This is a genomic window from Pseudomonas sp. MSSRFD41 (assembly GCF_014230245.1).
GTDB lineage: Bacteria > Pseudomonadota > Gammaproteobacteria > Pseudomonadales > Pseudomonadaceae > Aquipseudomonas > Aquipseudomonas piscis.
This window is the reverse complement of the sequence record NZ_JACKZK010000013.1, coordinates 78,551-95,630: the sequence shown is the minus strand read 5'-3', so window position 1 is coordinate 95,630 and position 17,080 is coordinate 78,551. Positions and strand designations below refer to the sequence as shown.

Annotated in this window: 16 protein-coding genes; 3 read left to right on the top strand and 13 right to left on the bottom strand. The window is 64.0% G+C overall.

From position 1 onward, the window contains the following. The first annotated feature begins 33 nt into the window (after nucleotides 1–33). The 3 genes from H7A76_RS19725 (at nucleotide 34) to H7A76_RS19715 (ending at nucleotide 1,898) form a co-directional block, all read left to right on the top strand. Nucleotides 34–378: a pilin assembly protein gene (locus H7A76_RS19725; protein WP_185700045.1), complete on the top strand. Its 345-nt coding sequence runs from the start codon at nucleotides 34–36 to the stop codon at nucleotides 376–378. Nucleotides 379–652: 274 nt separating this feature from the next. Beyond that, nucleotides 653–1,066 carry a DUF4398 domain-containing protein gene (locus H7A76_RS19720; protein ID WP_058433424.1) on the top strand — a complete coding sequence of 138 codons (414 nt, stop codon included), beginning with the start codon at nucleotides 653–655 and terminating at the stop codon, nucleotides 1,064–1,066. Nucleotides 1,067–1,115: 49 nt separating this feature from the next. Next, on the top strand, nucleotides 1,116–1,898 hold the full coding sequence (locus tag H7A76_RS19715; protein ID WP_185700044.1) for an OmpA family protein: 783 nt from the start codon (nucleotides 1,116–1,118) through the stop codon (nucleotides 1,896–1,898). Between the two features lie 102 nt (nucleotides 1,899–2,000). Here H7A76_RS19715 and H7A76_RS19710 read toward each other — a convergent pair whose 3' ends face one another. The 13 genes from H7A76_RS19710 to H7A76_RS19650 all read right to left on the bottom strand — a co-directional run bounded on the left by H7A76_RS19710 (nucleotide 2,001) and on the right by H7A76_RS19650 (nucleotide 16,845). Continuing rightward, on the bottom strand, nucleotides 2,001–2,327 hold the full coding sequence (locus H7A76_RS19710) for a hypothetical protein (RefSeq protein WP_185700043.1): 327 nt from the start codon (nucleotides 2,325–2,327) through the stop codon (nucleotides 2,001–2,003). Beyond that, nucleotides 2,324–3,250: an alpha/beta hydrolase gene (locus H7A76_RS19705; RefSeq protein WP_185700042.1), complete on the bottom strand. Its 927-nt coding sequence runs from the start codon at nucleotides 3,248–3,250 to the stop codon at nucleotides 2,324–2,326. The genes H7A76_RS19710 and H7A76_RS19705 overlap by 4 nt, the downstream gene beginning before the upstream one ends. 123 nt (nucleotides 3,251–3,373) lie before the next feature. Beyond that, nucleotides 3,374–4,651 carry a flavohemoglobin expression-modulating QEGLA motif protein gene (locus H7A76_RS19700; RefSeq protein ID WP_409299473.1) on the bottom strand — a complete coding sequence of 426 codons (1,278 nt, stop codon included), beginning with the start codon at nucleotides 4,649–4,651 and terminating at the stop codon, nucleotides 3,374–3,376. A gap of 134 nt (nucleotides 4,652–4,785) precedes the next feature. Continuing rightward, nucleotides 4,786–5,502 carry a TetR family transcriptional regulator gene (locus H7A76_RS19695; protein WP_185700041.1) on the bottom strand — a complete coding sequence of 239 codons (717 nt, stop codon included), beginning with the start codon at nucleotides 5,500–5,502 and terminating at the stop codon, nucleotides 4,786–4,788. 105 nt (nucleotides 5,503–5,607) lie between these two features. Further along, on the bottom strand, nucleotides 5,608–7,110 hold the full coding sequence (lysS, locus tag H7A76_RS19690; RefSeq protein ID WP_185700040.1) for a lysine--tRNA ligase: 1,503 nt from the start codon (nucleotides 7,108–7,110) through the stop codon (nucleotides 5,608–5,610). 91 nt (nucleotides 7,111–7,201) lie between these two features. Next, a protein-coding gene (gene prfB, locus H7A76_RS19685; protein WP_185700039.1) for a peptide chain release factor 2 occupies nucleotides 7,202–8,297 on the bottom strand; the annotation gives its coding sequence in 2 pieces (ribosomal slippage) (nucleotides 7,202–8,224 and nucleotides 8,226–8,297; 1,095 coding nt in all). A 105-nt stretch (nucleotides 8,298–8,402) separates the two neighbouring features. Then, nucleotides 8,403–9,404, bottom strand: coding sequence for a PleD family two-component system response regulator (locus H7A76_RS19680; RefSeq protein ID WP_053134414.1), 1,002 nt, complete (start codon nucleotides 9,402–9,404; stop codon nucleotides 8,403–8,405). Nucleotides 9,405–9,452: 48 nt separating this feature from the next. Continuing rightward, complete coding sequence (locus tag H7A76_RS19675; protein ID WP_185700038.1) at nucleotides 9,453–10,463, bottom strand: chemotaxis response regulator protein-glutamate methylesterase; 1,011 nt, start codon at nucleotides 10,461–10,463, stop codon at nucleotides 9,453–9,455. Beyond that, a complete protein-coding gene (locus H7A76_RS19670; RefSeq protein WP_185700037.1) occupies nucleotides 10,460–12,796 on the bottom strand; it encodes a hybrid sensor histidine kinase/response regulator in 2,337 nt (778 codons plus the stop codon). Before H7A76_RS19670 ends, H7A76_RS19675 begins: the two co-directional genes overlap by 4 nt. Then, a complete protein-coding gene (locus H7A76_RS19665; protein ID WP_185700036.1) occupies nucleotides 12,793–13,479 on the bottom strand; it encodes a chemotaxis protein CheW in 687 nt (228 codons plus the stop codon). The genes H7A76_RS19670 and H7A76_RS19665 overlap by 4 nt, the downstream gene beginning before the upstream one ends. Then, the gene (locus tag H7A76_RS19660; RefSeq protein WP_185700035.1) at nucleotides 13,476–14,750 is read right to left on the bottom strand and encodes a protein-glutamate O-methyltransferase CheR; all 1,275 of its coding nucleotides are present in this window, start codon (nucleotides 14,748–14,750) and stop codon (nucleotides 13,476–13,478) included. Before H7A76_RS19660 ends, H7A76_RS19665 begins: the two co-directional genes overlap by 4 nt. Then, nucleotides 14,747–15,283, bottom strand: coding sequence for a chemotaxis protein CheW (locus tag H7A76_RS19655; protein ID WP_185700034.1), 537 nt, complete (start codon nucleotides 15,281–15,283; stop codon nucleotides 14,747–14,749). Before H7A76_RS19655 ends, H7A76_RS19660 begins: the two co-directional genes overlap by 4 nt. Further along, nucleotides 15,283–16,845, bottom strand: coding sequence for a methyl-accepting chemotaxis protein (locus tag H7A76_RS19650; protein WP_409299477.1), 1,563 nt, complete (start codon nucleotides 16,843–16,845; stop codon nucleotides 15,283–15,285). The genes H7A76_RS19655 and H7A76_RS19650 overlap by 1 nt, the downstream gene beginning before the upstream one ends. Nucleotides 16,846–17,080: the final 235 nt, after the last annotated feature.

Genomic DNA, 17,080 nt, shown 5'->3' with positions numbered 1-17,080 from the left:
GCCCTGCCACGAGCAGGTGTCATCGAGGTCATCATGAAAATCCGTGAACTCGCGCAATATTGGGAAGAGAACGCCAAGGGCCGCCTGACCCGGACCAGCTACCGGATCCACCTGGACATGGAGGCCGCCGCGCGCCTGGCCGCCCTGTCCGAGATGTACCCCAAGCGCCAGACCGAGGAGCTTTTGGGCGAACTGATCGGGGCCGCCCTGGAAGAGCTCGAGGCGAGCTTCCCCTATATCCAGGGCCAACATGTGGTGGCCACCGACGAGGAAGGCGATCCACTGTATGAGGACGTCGGCCCTACTCCGCGCTTCCTGGCGCTGTCGCGCCAGCATCTGCACCTGATGTCGAGCCAGTTGGACAAACCCAAGCACTGAATCGCCCTTGTTCCGACCACCCGTTCCCGGCTGCGCAAGCGGCCGGGAGTACCTCTGCAAGCGGCAAAAGTTCCCGGTTTCCGGGGGTTTGCGGGGCGCCGAATTTTTTTTGGCCAATCGCCAGCTTTCGCTGAACTATTCAAAAACGCCTCAGGTCACACCCATTAGCCATCACTGGAACGGCCGTTTCAAATTTTGCCATCAGCGCTTGTAGTCACTCAGCGTCACGGCGCCAGGACCGGGGTGGATTTTGATGTTTCCCAGGAGTTACCCAATGGAGTTGAAAACCATGAAGATCAGCACTGCCAAATCCTCGTTCACCTCTCTGCGCGGACTGAAACTGGCCGCGCTGGCCCTCGGTAGCAGCATGGTACTGGCCGGTTGTGCCGGGAATCCGCCTTCCGAGCAGTACGCGGTTACCCAATCCGCGGTCAATAGCGCAGTGACCGCGGGCGGCACCGAATTCGCCGCAGTGGAAATGAAGGCGGCACAGGACAAGTTCAAGCAAGCGGAAATCGCCATGCACGACAAGAACTACGACGAGGCTCGGCGCCTGGCTGAACAGGCCGAGTGGGACGCCCGGGTCGCCGAGCGCAAGGCCCAGGCCGCCAAGGCCGAGCAGGCGCTGAAGGACTCCCAGAAAGGCGTTCAGGAACTGCGTCAGGAAGGTATGCGCAGCGTGCAGTAAGCCGCCGCCGATTCCCACGTACTCGTAATCGATTGAAAGGACGAACACTATGCGCAAACAACTGATGATCCCTGCCCTGCTGGCCATGAGCGTAGCCCTGGCGGCCTGCTCCACCCCGCCTAACGCCAACCTGGAAAACGCCCGGACCAACTTCTCGGCCCTGCAAGCCAACCCACAGGCCAGCAAGCTCGCCGCCCTGGAAACCAAGGACGCCGCCGACTGGATGAACAAGGCCGACAAAGCCTACCTGGACAAGGAGAACGAGAAGAAAGTCGACCAATTGGCCTACCTGACCAATCAGCGGGTTGAAGTAGCCAAGGAAACCATTGCCCTGCGTACCGCCGAGATCAAGCTCAAGGACGCTGGCGACCAGCGTGCCCGCGCCATCCTCGATGCCCGCGACGCGCAGATCAAGCAGCTGCAGGCCAGCCTCAACGCCAAGCAGACCGATCGCGGCACCCTGGTGACCTTCGGCGACGTGTTGTTTGCCCTCAACAAGTCGGACCTCAAGCCCGCCGGCCTGGCCAACATCAACAAGCTGGCCCAGTTCCTCCAGCAGAATCCGGACCGCAAGGTGATCGTCGAGGGCTACACCGACAGCACCGGCAGCGACTCCTACAACCAGTCGCTGTCCGAGCGCCGCGCCGGCTCGGTACAGATGGCCCTGATCCGCATGGGTATCGACCCAGCGCGCATCGTCTCCCAGGGTTATGGCAAGGAATATCCGGTAGCCGATAACGGCAGCGTTTCCGGCCGGGCCATGAACCGCCGCGTGGAAGTGACCATTTCCAACGACAACCAGCCAGTGGCTCCTCGCTCCACGATCCGCTGATGCTGGCCCCCGGCCTAGACGGGCCGGGAAAACAAAACGCCGCGGACCTGGGTCCGCGGCGTTTTTTCATGCCTGGTTGAAACAGGCCCGGGGCCTGGGGGCTCACTGCACCAGTTGCGGGGTTTCCTGGCCCATGCAGCGCACCGCCTGCTTCTTATTGTCGACCAACACACCGGTCAGGCCCTTCTGCTGGGTATCGAACAGCACCAGCACGCCATCCACGCATTGGGCCACCTGCGCTGCCGGCTTGAGGGAAATCTTGTAGTCCTCCCCGGGAATGGTCTTGAGCATGGTGAAGTCGTTGAGCAGCAACGCATCCTCCGGCTTGGCGAAATGCAGGTAGCCGTAGTACCACAGGCAGGCCACGGTACCGATGATGCTGCAGATACCGGTGATGATCATTGGCAGGACGTTACGTTCTTCACTCATTGCGGACTCTCTGGAGGTTCAACTGCTGAATTGGGGGGCGTCGGGTAGTTGGGGATTTCCCCCAGGCGGCGCAACCCGTCGAAATGCCGCGGATCGTCGAGGTAGCGCAGCATCACGCTGCGCCAGGTCGGATCGGCGAAAGTCTGCACATGGTCGCCGCGGGTCAGTTGCAGGACTCGCGGCGGCGGCGCAGCTTGATACAGGCGGATGCCATTGGACAGGGGGACGAGCGGGTCGTCGAGGCTGTGGTAGATCAGTTTCGGCACCCCGGTCAGGCGCGCCATGGAATGGATCGCGCTATCGCCATCCGGGACCAGCCAGGACAGCGGCACCTGCAAGGGCCAGGTCAACCAGGAAGTGCTCAGGGCGTAGCGCCCGACATCACGATAACTGGCCGGCACGCCGTCGAAAACGATGGCCTTGAGCCGGGCCTGGCGTTCGGGATGCTCCACCAGGTAGTGGATGGCCAGCGCACCGCCCAGGCTCTGGCCGAGGACCACCAGTGGCTTGCCCTGGACCTCGGGGGCCTGGTCCAGCCAGGCGAAGGCGCTGTCCAGGTCCTGGTAGATCGCCGGCAGGGTGGGTTCGCCCTCGGACAAGCCGTAGCCGCGATAGTCCAGCAACAACACTTGGTAACCCTGTTCCGGCAGCCACCAGCTGCCGCCCAGGTGCCAGGCCAGGTTGCCGCCATTGCCATGCAGGTGCAGCACCGTGCCCTTGACCGGCACCCCGGCCTTGGCCGGCAACCACCAGGCATGGAGCTTGAGGCCGTCGGCGGTGGTCAGGGTGACGTCACGGTATTCGAGCTTGGCCCGCTCGGGGGTGAAGGGCAGGCCCGGCTCGGGATAGAACAGCAGCGAACTGCAACCGTGCAGGCCCAGCAACAGGGCAAGTACCGCGCAACACTTGAATAGTCGGCTCACCCGCGATTCCCCGCTCGGTATTGCGCCGAGGCGCAATCCGGCATCGATGGCAGCGCCTGCTGAAGCAACCCGTGGCGGCTGCGGATATCTGTGGATACGTCCATGTGCGCCCCCCGGCTGCAATCAAAGGATGTTGGAGTAGTCGGCCTCGATCCGGTCCAGGCTCAGGTGGTTGAGGAAGTTGGAGAAGCACATCCATGCCGACAGGGCGTTCATGTCGCGGAACTGCTCGGGCAGGTACTTGGGCGCCACCACCATCCCTTCGTCCACCAGCTGGCGCAAGGTACGCATGTCTTCCAGGGTGGTCTTGCCGCAGAACAGCAGTGGCACCTGCTCCAGCTTGCCCTTGCGCACGGCGAGCTGAATGTAGTTGTAAACCATGATGAAGCCCTTGAGATAGGACAAGTCCTTGGTGAAAGGCAGCCCTGTGGGCACCGAACCACGGAACACCCGGCTGGCGTTGCCATAGCTCTCGGCCATCTCGAAACCCTGTTCGCGGAAGAACTCGAACACCTGCAGAAAATCCGCCCCCTCCTCCACCATGTGGATGGCCCGGGTACGGTTGGTCAGCTTGCGCAGGCGGCTGGGGTAGGAGGCGAAGGTGATGATTTCCATGAGGATCGCCAGCCCCTCCTGGGTCACCGTCGACGAGGGCGGGCCCTTGGCCAGGAAGGTGCAGATCGGCTGGTTCAGGCCGTTCAGGGTGGTGCCTACGTGCACCAGCCCTTCGTGGACTTCCAGCGCCCTTACGTCGCGGTCGTTGAACATCGCATCGCTGCGGATCTTGATGTAGTCGGCGCCCGCCGCCGCATCGGCGACGATACCGTCGGACTCGAAGACCCGGATGGTTTCCTCGGCCTCGCCGAAGACCTTGTTCAGCCGGCCCTGCAGCAGGCTCACCGCGTCCTTGGCGCTCAGGGTCTTGGGCTCGTCCTTGAGGTCGCCACGGCCGTCGATGTTGTTCAGGTAGTCGGACATCATCAGGCCGAGGTCCGCCAGGGTCGGGTCGCCGGCATGGAAGGCATCCGAGGCGGCGCCGTACAGCTCCTGGGAGATCAGGCCGAAGTCACCGGTGCCCCGGGCCTCGAGCATGCGCACCACCATGCGGTATTCCTTGCACATGCGGCGCATGATCTGCCCCACCGGGTTGAACTGGCCCAGTTGGCGAGTGATGTCGCGCTCGATGTTCTGGAATTCCAGCTTCACCGCGCCGGAGTCGAAGGACAGCGGGCGGCCTTCGTAATAGGCGCGGTCCACCGCCGGCATTTCCTTGCCCTTGGCCTTGAGAAAACCTTTGCGGATGCTCTCGTCCCACTTCACTGCGTCCAGTACGCGGATCGGTGTCTGCGCCAGCACTATGCGATCGGACAAGGTGCGTATCGTCTGCTGGTAATCGTCCACCGGAAATTCCCTCTGTTGAATCGCTCGAAGCTGTTACTGGCGGCCCGCTGAACGCGCACCGCTGCGACGAAGACCTCGTCGGTCCTGAATTGACCTGGTGCCCGGTCGATCCGTTCCCGGCCGGGACTGCTACCTCATACGGAGGCCAGCACCAGATGCATGTAGCGGGTCAGGATGCCGAGCATTTCCTCTTCGGCCAGGGGCTCGGCATCGTTGAGCAGGCCCTGATATTCCATTCGGCCGATTATAGACGTCAACACCTTGGCATCCTGCTGTGGCTCGCGCGACCCCAGGACCTGGAAGAACTGGCACGTGCCCTGTAGCAAGATCTGCTGGTGCGAGCGCACCAATTGCGCCAGGCGCGGATTGAGCAGCGCTTCCTGGCGGAATGCCTGCTCGGCCATCAGGTGCTCGCGGCGGGTACTGAGCTGGCGCTGCACATAGTCGGCGGTCATCCGCGCGATATCGTCGGCCAGTTGCGAGCGGCACGCCGGGCTGCCGTCGCCATAGGCGACCATTTCCCGCAGCAGCCCTTCATTGTTGGCCCACAGCTTGGCCATGAATGCCGCGCTGCGTTCGACATATTGGGCGAAGGTATCGGTGAGCAGGTCATCGATATCCTTGAAGTAATAAGTGGTGGCCGATAGCGGCACACCGGCCTCGGCGGCTACCGCGCGATGGCGCACGGCCCGCACGCCATCACGCACGACGATGCGCATGGCGGCATCGAGGATCTCCTGTCGGCGTTGTTCACTGCCCTGGCGGCTGGCCTTGCGGCCTTGGTACTGAACACTTTCAGCCACCGCGGTGGCGATGCCAGCTGCACCTTCTTGAGCAATTGCACGGTTCACGACAGGTATTCCCCTTATCAGTCACACAGAATCAAAAGCGGTACGTCAGTTCCAACCAGACAATAAAAAGCCGCCTGGTGAAGGCGGCTTCTTGTTCACGACATCTTAGGCTTGCGGCCGCATGTGCGGGAACAGGATCACGTCGCGGATCGACGGCGAGTTGGTCAGCAACATCACCAGGCGGTCGATGCCGATGCCTTCACCAGCGGTCGGCGGCATGCCGTATTCCAGGGCGCGGACGAAGTCGGCATCGTAGTGCATGGCTTCGTCGTCACCGGCGTCCTTCTCGGCCACCTGGGCCAGGAAGCGCTCGGCCTGGTCCTCGGCATCGTTGAGCTCGGAGTAGGCGTTGGCGATCTCGCGGCCACCGATGAACAGCTCGAAACGGTCGGTAACAGCCGGGTTTTCGTCGTTGCGACGGGCCAGCGGCGACACTTCGAACGGGTACTCGGTGATGAAGTGCGGCTGCTCCAGCTTGTGCTCCACCAGCTCTTCGAAAATCATCACCTGCAGCTTGCCCAGGCCTTCGTGGCCCAGCACCTTGGCGCCGGCCTTTTTGGCGATCTCGCGGGCGCGGTCGACGTCCTGCAGGTCGGCAGCAGTCAGCTCGGGGTTGTACTTGAGGATCGAATCGAACACCGACAGGCGGGCGAACGGTTCGCCGAAGTGGAACACCTTGTCGCCGTACGGCACGTCGGTGCTACCCAGGACCAGCTGCGCCAGCTCGCGGAACAGTTCCTCGGTGAGGTCCATGTTGTCGCGGTAGTCGGCATAGGCCTGGTAGAACTCGAGCATGGTGAACTCGGGGTTGTGACGAGTCGAGACGCCTTCGTTACGGAAGTTGCGGTTGATCTCGAACACTTTCTCGAAGCCACCCACCACCAGGCGCTTGAGGTACAGCTCCGGCGCGATACGCAGGAACATGGCCATGTCCAGGGCGTTGTGGTGGGTTTCGAACGGCTTGGCCGCGGCGCCGCCCGGGATGGTCTGCAGCATCGGCGTCTCGACTTCGAGGAAGTCGCGCTCGATGAGGAACTTGCGGATGTGCGAGATCACTTGCGAACGCACGCGGAAGGTGTGGCGGGTTTCCTCGTTGACCATCAGGTCGACGTAGCGCTGGCGGTAGCGCTGCTCGGTGTCGGTCAGGCCATGGTGCTTGTCCGGCAGCGGGCGCAGCGACTTGGTCAGCAGGCGCACGTTGGTCATCTCGACGTACAGGTCGCCCTTGCCGGAACGGGCCAGGGTGCCTTCGGCGCTGATGATGTCGCCCAGGTCCCAGGTCTTGACGGCGGCCAGGGTTTCTTCCGCCAGGGTCTTGCGGTTGACGTAGACCTGGATGCGGCCGGTCATGTCCTGGATGACCATGAACGAGCCACGGTTGAGCATGATGCGACCTGCCACCTTGACCGGGATCGCCGCTGCTTCCAGCTCTTCCTTGGTCTTGTCCGCGTACTGTTTCTGCAGGTCGTTGCAGTAGCTGTCGCGACGGAAGTCGTTGGGGAAGGCATTGCCTTTGGCACGCTCCGCGGCAAGTTTTTCCTTGCGCAGGGCGATCAGGGCGTTTTCTTCCTGTTGCAGGTCTTGCGCTTCGGTCTTGAGGTCGCTCATGTCGTCATTCTTTCCATCAGGTGTTCATTGCCCCTGTCGGGCAGGGCGCACGATACCGGCAATGGCCGGTATCGCGGCGGTGGTGTGCGGTTTACAGCCCCTGCTTGAGGCTCGCTTCCAGGTACTGGTCGAGGTCGCCGTCCAGGACCTTCTGGCAGTCGCTGCGCTCGACGCCGGTACGCAGGTCCTTGATGCGTGAGTCATCCAGTACGTAGGAACGGATCTGGTGGCCCCAGCCGATGTCCGACTTGCTGTCTTCCAGGGCTTGCGAGGCGGCATTGCGCTTCTGCATCTCCAGCTCGTACAACTTGGCCCGCAACATCTTCATGGCGGTGTCCTTGTTGGCGTGCTGGGAGCGTTCGTTCTGGCAGCTGACCACGGTGTTGGTCGGTACGTGGGTGATCCGTACCGCCGAGTCGGTGGTGTTCACGTGCTGGCCGCCGGCGCCGGAGGAGCGATAGGTATCGATGCGCAGGTCGGACGGGTTGATCTCGATCTCGACCTTGTCGTCGATCTCGGGCGAGACGAATACCGCCGAGAACGAAGTGTGGCGGCGCGCGCCGGAGTCGAACGGGCTCTTGCGCACCAGGCGGTGCACGCCGATCTCGGTACGCAGCCAGCCGAAGGCGTACTCGCCCTTGATGTGCACGGTGGCGCCCTTGATACCGGCGACATCACCCTCGGACAGTTCCATGATGGTGGCATCGAAGCCGCGCTTGTCGGCCCAACGCAGGTACATGCGCAGCAGGATGTTGGCCCAGTCCTGGGCCTCGGTGCCGCCGGAGCCGGCCTGGATGTCCAGGTAGGCGTTGTTCATGTCCATCTCGCCACTGAACATGCGACGGAACTCAAGCTGGGCCAGCGCTTCTTCCAGGCCCTGCAGCTCGGTCTCGACGTCGCTCACGGCGCCTTCGTCATTCTCTTCGACGGCCATGTCGAGCAAGTCCTTGCAGTCGGCCAGGCCACCGGACAGCTTGTCCAGGGTCTCGACGACCTGTGCCAGCATGGAGCGCTCGCGTCCCAAGGCCTGGGCGTACTCGGGCTTGTTCCAGACGTTGGGGTCTTCCAGCTCGCGGTTGACTTCGATCAGGCGGTCATGCTTGTGATCGTAGTCAAAGATACCCCCGAATGGACTGGGAACGCTCGGTCAGGTCCTTGATGGTGTTCAGGATCGGGTTGATTTCCATGGATGGCAGCACTCGTTGGCGAACTTTTGAAAGCCGGCGATTATAACGGAATCACAGAATGGCGGCAGCCCGCTTGGCGCCTCAAGGCGGCCGATCCGGCTTTTTTCACTCGATCCCCACCTGATTGCGCCCATTGTTCTTGGCCAGGTACAAGCCCTTGTCCGCCGCCGAAATCAACTGCCGGCAGTGGCTGTTGGGCTGCGGGGTCATGGTCGACAGGCCGATGCTGATGGTCAGGCTGGCCCCTTCCACCGGCGCGATATGGGGGATCTTCAGGGCCTCGACGGTCTGGCGCAGCTTTTCGGCTACCAGGCGCGCGCCACCCGGCGAGGTATTGGGCAGCACCAGCACGAACTCCTCGCCGCCGTAGCGCGCCGGCAGGTCGGATGGCCGGCTGCTGGCCTCGCGGATCGCCGCGGCCACCTTGCGCAGGGCTTCGTCGCCCTCCAGGTGGCCGAAGGTATCGTTGTAGGTCTTGAAATAGTCGACGTCGATCATCAGCAGCGACAGTTGGGTCTGCTCACGCATGGCCCGGCGCCATTCCAGCTCCAGGTACTCGTCGAAGTGCCGGCGGTTGGACAGCCCGGTCAGGCCATCGGAGTTCATCAGGCGCTGCAGCACCAGGTTGGTATCCAGCAACTGCTGCTGGCTGACCCGCAGCGCCCGGTAGGCGGCGTCCCGCTGCAACAGGGTCATGTAGGAGCGCGAGTGGTAGCGGATGCGCGCCACCAGCTCGATGTTGTCCGGCAGCTTGACCAGGTAGTCGTTGGCCCCGGCGGCGAAGGCCGCGCTCTTGATCAGCGGGTCTTCCTTGGTGGACAGGACGATGATCGGGATGTTCTGCGTTGCCGGGTGGTTGCGGTACTCGCGCACCAGGGTCAGGCCGTCCAGGCCCGGCATCACCAGGTCCTGGAGGATCACCGTGGGCTTGATGCGGATCGCCTGGGCAATGGCCTGGTGCGGATCGGCGCAGAAGTGGAAGTCGATGTTTTCCTCATTCGCCAACCCACGCCGAACCGCCTCGCCGATCATGGCCTGGTCATCGACCAGCAACACCATGGCGGCGTTTTCGTCGGTCTTGAATTCGTCGAGCTGTAAATCATTCATGGGTGGTCACCTGAAATGCTACCCGGCCAGGACAGCTGCGTTTATCAGTCATTTGGCGAATATCTCCAGCAAACGTGGAGCGATCTTGTCCAGTGGGCGAATTTCTGCGGCGGCGCCGATGGCAGCGGCCGCCTTGGGCATGCCATACACCGCACTACTGTTCTGGTCCTGGGCGATGGTCAGATAACCCTGATCGCGCATCAGCTTCAAGCCCTGGGCACCATCCCGGCCCATGCCCGTCAGCAACACGCCCACCGCATCGCCGTTCCAATAACTGGCGACACTTTCAAAAAATACGTCGATGGAGGGTCGATAGATCTCGTTCACCGGCTCGGCGGTATAGGCCAGCGTGCCGTTCTTCAACAGGCGGATGTGATGATTGGTGCCCGCCAACAGTACCGTACCGCTCAGTGGCGGTTCCCCCTCCCGGGCCAGGCGCACTGGCAATCCCGATGCACTGCTGAGCCACTCGGCCATGCCTGCGGCGAACACCTGGTCGACATGCTGGACCAGCACGATGGCGGCCGGAAAGTCCTTTGGCAAGCCTTTGAGCAACACCTCCAGGGCTGCCGGCCCGCCGGCGGAGGAACCGATGGCCACCAGGCTCCGGCGCGCCACGCCGTTGCGCAGGGGGTGCGGCGCGGAGCGCACGCGGCTGCCGCTCTGGCCGATCAGCCAGCCGATATTGAGGATCTTGCGCAGCAACGGCGCCGCCGCCTGCTGGGCGTTGCCCGCCCCCAACGCCGGCGTATCGACCACATCCAGGGCACCATGGCCCATGGCCTCGAACACCCGGTGCACGTTCTGCTGGCGGTCGACGGTGACGATCACGATGGCGCAGGGCGACTCGGCCATGATCCGCCGCGTGGCCTCGACCCCATCCATCACCGGCATGATCAGGTCCATCAGGATCAGGTCCGGAGTCAGCTCGGCGCAGTACTGCACCGCTTCCGCGCCGTTGGTGGCGACCCACACCACCTCGTGGCTGGGGTCGAAGGCCAGCGCCCGGCGCAGCGCCTCCACCGCCATGGGCATGTCATTGACTATCGCTATCTTCATGCCCGCGCACCTCCAATCAGTTCCACCACCGCATCCAGCAGGGCGTCGTCATGGAAACTGGCCTTGGCTAGATAATAGTCGGCACCGGCATCCAGCCCACGACGCCGGTCTTCCTCACGATCCTTGTAGGACACCACCATCACCGGCAACGACTGCAAGCGATTATCGCGACGCAGCAGCGTGACCAACTCGATCCCATCCATCCGCGGCATGTCGATGTCGGTGATCAGCAGGTCGAAGTTCTCCGAGCGCAGGGCGTTCCAGCCGTCCATGCCGTCTACGGCCACGGCCACGTCATAGCCGCGATTGATCAGCAGCTTGCGCTGCAATTCGCGCACCGTCAGCGAGTCGTCGACCACCAGGATGCGCTTGCGCGCAGCCTGGGCATGCTGCTGATGATGCCGGGCGATGCGCTCCAGGCGACCGGTGTCGAGCAGCTTGTCCACCGAGCGCAGCATGTCCTCGACATCGACGATCAACGCCACCCGGCCGTCATCCAGCAAGGCACCGGCGGAAATGTCCTGGATCTTTCCCAGGCGCTCGTCCAGCGGCAGCACCACCAGGGTCCGCTCGCCGATGAAGCGCTCCACGGCGATGCCGTACATGGCCTCGCGCTCGCGGATCACCACCACCTTCAAGGTCGCAGCGCCATCCTGGGCCGCCGGCCGCTGCAACAGCTGACTGGCCGCCACCAGGCCGACATGCCGGCCCTCGTGCCAGAAATGCTGGCGCCCCTCCACCTGGACGATGTCCTCCGGCTCCAGATCGCGCATGCGCTCGATATGGGCCAGCGGGAAGGCATAGGCTTCGCCCCCCACTTCCACTACCAGGCTGCGTACCACCGACAAGGTCAACGGCACTTCAAGGTGGAAGCGGCTGCCCTGGCCGGTAACCTGTTCCAGCACCACCGCCCCGCGCAATTGGCGCACCATGTGCTGCACCGCATCCAGGCCGACACCCCGGCCGGAAACTTCCGTGACCTTGTCCCGCAGGCTGAAACCCGGCAGGAACAGGAAGGTCAACAGTTCCTCCTCGCTGAGCTGGGCGGCAGTCTCGGCCGGCGATAGATGACGCTCGACGATGCTCAGGCGCAACCGCTCCAGGTCCACGCCATGCCCATCGTCGTTCAACTCCAGCACCAGCAACCCCGCCTGGTGCGAGGCCCGCAGGCGAATCACCCCTTCGGCCGGCTTGCCCGCCAGCAAGCGCTGCTCGGGCAGCTCGATGCCGTGGTCGACGGCATTGCGCAACAGATGGGTCAAAGGTGCCTCGAGTTTTTCCAGCACGTCGCGGTCGACCTGGGTCTTTTCACCCTCGATCTCCAGGCGCACCTGCTTGCCCAGGCTGCGCCCCAGGTCCCGGACCATGCGGGCCTGGCCGCCCAGCACATCGGCGAAGGGCCTCATCCGGCAGGCCAGGGCCGTGTCGTAGAGCACCTGGGCGCGCTGGCTGGCCTGCCAGCCGAACTCATCGAGCTCGGCGGTCTTTTCCGCCAGCAGTTGCTGGGACTCGGCCAACAACCGCCGCGCATCCGCCAGGGCCTCCTGGGCCTCAAGGCCCAGGGCATGCTCCTTCAGATGCAAGTTGAGATTCTCCAGAGCCGCCAGGCTGTTGCTCTGGATCCGCTTGAGACGCTGCAGGGTGGCCAGGTATGGCTTGAGCCGCTGGGTTTCCACCAAGGACTTGCTGGACAGATCCAGCAGGCTGTTGAGGCGCTCGGCGGTGACCCGCAGCACCCGCTCACCGCCATCGGTAACCCTTCGGCCACGGCGCAGGCCCGGGACCGGCTCCGCGGCAGGCTCGTCGGACGCCTGCGCGTAAGGCTCGGGGTCGGCCAGCGCCGGCTCCGGCATCTGCGGCCTGGGCTCGAGCAGTAGCTCCGGCATGCCCGCCGCAACAGGCGCCGGCACCCCAGGCGCTGCCCGCTGCGGCGCGCCAGGTCCCTGGGTCAACAAGCGCTCCATCAGCGCCACATAGGCCTGGATATCCGGGGCCACGAGCTCGGCACCGCCCGGAGTGGCGATGCGCATCAGCAGGTCGGTGCCCTGGAGCAAGGCATCGATGTGCTCGGGTTGCAGATAAAGGCGCCCTTCCTGGGCACTGACCAGGCAATCCTCCATGACATGGGCAACGCTGACACCGGCATCGACCCCGACGATCCGGGCCGCGCCCTTGAGGGAATGGGCCGCGCGCATGCAAGCCTCCAGCTGGTCGGCCTGGGTCGGGTTGCGCTCCAGGGCCAGCAGCCCGGCGCTGAGCACCTGGGTCTGGGCCTCGGCCTCCAGGCTGAACAGTTCCAGCAACGAGGCGTCACGCATTTGGTCAGGTGTCATGTCAGGCTCCGGGTCACGGCCGAGAGCAATTGCTCTTCATTCAGCAAGCGCACGCTGCGCCCTTGCCATTGCAACACGCCACGAGTGTATTTGGCACTGGCCTGGTCACCGGAGGCCGAAGCGTTGTCGAGGATGTGCTCCTCGATGGCATGGATACCAAGCACCTCATCCACCGGAGCCACCACGGGGCCGCCTGCGGCGCCGATGATCAGCATCCGCGGCATCACCCGGGCACTGGAGGCTGTCGCAGGCGTGCTGTCGAGCCCCAGCAACTCGGTCAACGACAGGCAGGCCACCAATGCCCCGCGGACATTGGCTACCCCCAGCAAAGCTCGTGAGCGCTGGTGCGGCAGGGAATGGATCGCCTGCTGCGGCGCCACTTCCAACAGACAGCGGGTAGGCAACCCCAGCCATTCCTCGCCAAGACGGAACATCAACAACGAACAGCTGGCCACATCGCTGTCGGTTTCCTCGGCCACCGAGCGTTCGCGGTCTTGCTGGCGCAGCGAATAACGGTCCAGCAGGCGCGTGGCGGCAGCCGAGTACACCGCACAGTTGCGGCAATGGATGTGCTCGGCCAGCAGTGCACAGGACTTGTCGCCATGGATACCGATGCGATTCCAACAGTCATCGATGACCTGCGCATCTTCACGGGTCACGTCCAACGAATAGGGATGGCTCATCGTTTCAACTCACTGTCGGCGGTGCGTGCGCTGCGGGCGGCGCGCTCCTGCAATCGTTGGGCGGCAGCCGCATCGCCCTGGGAGGCCAGCAACGCCGCCAGGTGGGCCAGGGCCTCGGGGTGCTGCGGCTCCAGGTACAAAGCCTTGCGGTAGAAACCCTGGGCCTCCATGGCGTTGCCGCAGACATCGCTGAGCAGGCCCAGCCAGTAGAACACCTGGGCCGCCGGCTCATGCTGGCGCAGGTAGCGCTCGCAGGCAGCGCGGGCCTCGGCGCTCCTGCCCTCGTTGGCCAGCGTGGCGATGCTGGCCAGCAGGCTGGCGGCACCGCTGGCGGGCGGCACGGGCTCCTCCGTCGGCAACGCTGCCAAGCGGCTGGCGAAAGGACGCTGGCGTGGCGCCGGCGGCACGATATGGCGAGGCGGGATCGGCAGCGGCGGCGGCATCGGTTGCGCCAGCATCGGCACCGGTTCGGGTTCGTTGTGACGCCTGAAGGCGAAGGACTGGGGAATGCCGATCGAGCGCATGCCCAGGCGACCCAGCAGGCTGCCCTCGGCCGGACCGATGAACAACACGCCCTCCTCATGGGTCAGGCGCTTGAGCACCTCGAACACCTGGCGCTGGGTCGGCTGGTCGAAATAGATCAGCAGGTTGCGGCAAAAGACGAAGTCGAAGGCTGGCTCGGAAGCCAGCAACCCGGGGTCCATTACATTGCCCACTTGCAGACGCACCTGCTCGCGAACCCGCTCGCTCAGGCGATAGCGCTCGCCCTCGGCGACGAAATGTCGCTCACGAAAGCCAATGTCGTGACCGCGGAAGGAATTCTTGCCGTAGACCGCGCTCTTGGCGCGCTCCACCGACAACGGACTGACGTCCAGGCCGTCGATCTTGAACTGATGGGGCGCCAGGCCGCCATCCAGCAGGGCCATGGCGATCGAATAGGGCTCCTCGCCAGTGGAACAGGGCAGGCTCAACAAGCGCAGGCCACGCAGGCCCTTGAGCTGGGCCAGGCGTGCAGCGGCCAGCTTGACCAGGGTGGAGAAGGATTCCGGATAACGGAAGAACCAGGTCTCGGGAACGATCACCGCCTCGATCAGGGCCTGCTGTTCTTCCCGCGAGCCCTGCAGCCGCTGCCAGTACTCGTCGCTGCCATGGATATACAAGGCATTGCAGCGCTGACGCAGCGCCCGCTCGATGATCGCCGGCCCCACCGAAGCGACGTCCAGGCCGATGCGCTCCTTGAGGAAATCGAAGAACCGCTGTTCGCCGCTCATCGAGGCTCCTCGAGCGCGGCCGGGTCCAGCGGCGGATTGGGAAACAGCAGGTCGCGGACCGGCGCTCCCAGCAGGTCGTCGACCCGCACCCACTGCAGCAGGCCCTGCTCATCCTCCAGCACCGGTCCCAGGTAGGGTGCCTGGGAGTTGTCCAGGCCATAGGGCTGGAACCGCGCCGGGTCGCAGCGCAAGGTGTCGTTGGCCTGCTCCAGCAACAGCCCCAGTACCCGGGCCGGTTGCCCGGCAGCGCCGTGATAGTGCACCAGCACCAGCCGCGTGCTGGTGCGCTGTTGTGCCGGACGGCCGAAGGTCAGCTGGCACAGGTCGACGACCGGGACCACCACGCCGCGGTAAGCGAAAACCCCGGCCACCCAGGCCGGGGACTGGGCAATCGGCTTGAGCTGCAGGCGCGGCAACACCTCCACCACGTCCAGGGCGCGCAGCGCATAGCGCTCATCGCCGATGCGAAAGACCAGGAACAGGACGCTCTTGGCCCCGGCAGCGCCATGGCGCTTGTGCGCGAGTTCGTCCATCAGACTTTGAAACGCGAAACGCCGCCACGCAGTCCCACGGCCACCTGGCTCAGCTCATCGATGGCGAAGCTGGCCTGGCGCAGGGACTCGACGGTCTGGCTGCTGGCATCGCCCAACTGCACCAGCGCGTGGTTGATCTGCTCGGCGCCGGTGGCTTGGGCCTGCATGCCTTCGTTGACCATCAGTACCCGAGGCGCCAGGGCCTGAACCTGGTGGATGATCTGCGACAGCTGCTCGCCCACCTGCTGCACTTCGGCCATGCCGCGACGGACCTCCTCGGAGAACTTGTCCATGCCCATGACGCCTGCCGACACCGCCGACTGGATCTCGCGAACCATCTGCTCGATGTCATAGGTCGCGACCGCCGTCTGGTCCGCCAGGCGCCGCACTTCCGTGGCCACCACGGCAAAACCGCGCCCGTACTCGCCGGCTTTCTCCGCTTCGATAGCGGCGTTGAGCGACAGCAGGTTGGTCTGGTCGGCAACCTTGACGATGGTCACCACCACTTGGTTGATGTTGCCGGCCTTCTCGTTGAGGATCGCCAGCTTGGCATTCACCAGATCCGCCGCGCCCATCACCGAATGCATGGTGTCTTCCATCCGCGCCAGCCCCTGCTGGCCCGAGCCGGCGAGCACCGAGGCCTGGTCGGCGGCACTGGAGACTTCGGTCATGGTGCGCACCAGGTCCCGCGAAGTAGCGGCGATTTCCCGCGAGGTGGCGCCGATCTCGGTGGTGGTGGCAGCGGTCTCGGTGGCCGTGGCCTGCTGCTGCTTGGACGTGGCGGCGATCTCGGTCACCGAGGTGGTGACCTGCACCGACGAGCGCTGTGCCTGGGATACCAGGCTCGCCAGTTCGCTCATCATGTCGTTGAAGCCGGTTTCCACCGCGCCGAACTCGTCCTTGCGCTCCAGGTTCAAGCGACCGCTCAGGTCGCCGGTGCGCATGATTTCCAGGATGTCGACGATACGCTTCATCGGCGACATGATCGCCCGCATCAGCAACAGGCCGCACAGGCCGGCCGCCAGGATCGCCACCAGCAGCGAACCCCCCATGCTGACCTTGGCGGCAAGCACCGCGTCATCGATCTGCGCGGCGGCCGAATCGGCCACGCCCTTGTTCTCTTCGATGATTTCGTTGAGCTTCATCCGGCCGGCAACCCAGGTGGGGGTCATTTGTTCATTGAACAGGCGGATGGCTTCGGCATTCTGGTTACGCCGATGCAGGTCCAGAATGTTGACGAGGATAGCGAGGAGGTTCTGATGGTGCGTTTCGAACTCGTTGAACTCCCTTAGGTCGCTCTCTCCACGAAGGGTTTCCTTATAGCTGGCCATGTACTTCTGCAGGCGCTGTTCGAAACCCTTGAAGTCGGCCTCGTCCTGCGCCGTGACCCCCTTGCCCTCGTCCAGGCCGAGAATGGCCTGGGTACGCAAGTAGCTGTCGACCCACGAGCCACGGATCATCGAACTGAAATAGACCCCCGGGATGGCATCGGAACGCATGCGCTCCTCTCCGGCCTCGATCTTCAACAGCCGCGAGTACGAGACGACGACCATCAGCAGCATGATGGTGATGATCACCGCAAAGCTCGCCAAAATGCGTTGGCGCAACGTCCAGTTCTTCACAGCCAGCCCTCGAACCCATTCAAAAATGGAGGGAGTATAGCCGAGGACGATCCGGGTTTATGGGTGGTTTAACGACACAGGCAGGACTTTTGCTCAATGGGCTCAGCCGCCCTGGATAGCGATATTGCACAGGCCCACCCGCCCTGCACGGGCACTTCGGCAATTCCTTCGGCAA

What these genes read in the sequence shown, in the direction of transcription:
- H7A76_RS19650 (WP_409299477.1), bottom strand. Translation starts at nt 16,845, where the DNA reads ATGCTGCTGATGGTCGTCGTCTCGTACTCGCGGCTGTTGAAGATCGAG.
- H7A76_RS19680 (WP_053134414.1), bottom strand. Translation starts at nt 9,404, where the DNA reads ATGAATGATTTACAGCTCGACGAATTCAAGACCGACGAAAACGCCGCC.
- H7A76_RS19675 (WP_185700038.1), bottom strand. Translation starts at nt 10,463, where the DNA reads ATGAAGATAGCGATAGTCAATGACATGCCCATGGCGGTGGAGGCGCTG.
- H7A76_RS19715 (WP_185700044.1), top strand. Translation starts at nt 1,116, where the DNA reads ATGCGCAAACAACTGATGATCCCTGCCCTGCTGGCCATGAGCGTAGCC.
- H7A76_RS19725 (WP_185700045.1), top strand. Translation starts at nt 34, where the DNA reads ATGAAAATCCGTGAACTCGCGCAATATTGGGAAGAGAACGCCAAGGGC.
- lysS (WP_185700040.1), bottom strand. Translation starts at nt 7,110, where the DNA reads ATGAGCGACCTCAAGACCGAAGCGCAAGACCTGCAACAGGAAGAAAAC.
- H7A76_RS19710 (WP_185700043.1), bottom strand. Translation starts at nt 2,327, where the DNA reads ATGAGTGAAGAACGTAACGTCCTGCCAATGATCATCACCGGTATCTGC.
- H7A76_RS19660 (WP_185700035.1), bottom strand. Translation starts at nt 14,750, where the DNA reads ATGAGCGGCGAACAGCGGTTCTTCGATTTCCTCAAGGAGCGCATCGGC.
- H7A76_RS19670 (WP_185700037.1), bottom strand. Translation starts at nt 12,796, where the DNA reads ATGACACCTGACCAAATGCGTGACGCCTCGTTGCTGGAACTGTTCAGC.
- H7A76_RS19655 (WP_185700034.1), bottom strand. Translation starts at nt 15,283, where the DNA reads ATGGACGAACTCGCGCACAAGCGCCATGGCGCTGCCGGGGCCAAGAGC.
- H7A76_RS19665 (WP_185700036.1), bottom strand. Translation starts at nt 13,479, where the DNA reads ATGAGCCATCCCTATTCGTTGGACGTGACCCGTGAAGATGCGCAGGTC.
- H7A76_RS19720 (WP_058433424.1), top strand. Translation starts at nt 653, where the DNA reads ATGGAGTTGAAAACCATGAAGATCAGCACTGCCAAATCCTCGTTCACC.